This window comes from Vibrio sp. 1727, from assembly GCF_033344415.1.
Taxonomy (GTDB): Bacteria; Pseudomonadota; Gammaproteobacteria; order Enterobacterales; family Vibrionaceae; genus Vibrio; species Vibrio alginolyticus.
Window position 1 is genome coordinate 1 of sequence record NZ_JAWPOT010000708.1, and the last position, 507, is coordinate 507.

1 protein-coding gene is annotated in these 507 nt (G+C 49.3%); it reads left to right on the forward strand.

Going from position 1 to position 507, the window contains the following annotated elements:
- On the forward strand, window positions 1-507 hold a 507-nt coding region (locus R8O10_RS27740), incomplete at both ends, for a sugar-binding domain-containing protein (RefSeq protein WP_412035187.1).

Below are 507 nucleotides of genomic sequence, written 5' to 3' on the forward strand. Positions count from 1 at the left end.
AACTTCCAACACTTACACGAGAATCGTATGGCACCGCGTGCGTACTTTTTCTCCTACGACTCTGTTCAGAGCGCACAAACCTTTCAACGTGAACTGAGTCGCCGCTTTATGTTGCTCAGCGGCCAATGGACATTCCGTTATTTCACCAACCCAATGTTGGTACCTGATGAGTTTTACTCACAAACAATGAACGACTGGGGACACATTACCGTCCCAAACATGTGGCAAATGGAAGGCCACGGCGATCTGCAATACACCGATGAAGGCTTCCCATTCCCGATCGACGTCCCGTTTGTACCAACCGACAACCCAACGGGCGCTTATCAACGCACATTTACACTTGGTCCACAGTGGGATAACCAACAAACCATCATCAAGTTCGACGGCGTGGAAACCTACTTTGAAGTGTACGTAAACGGCGAGTACGTCGGCTTTAGCAAAGGCAGCCGACTCACAGCGGAATTCGACATTTCCAAGTTCGTCCAACAAGGCGAAAACTTACTCTCT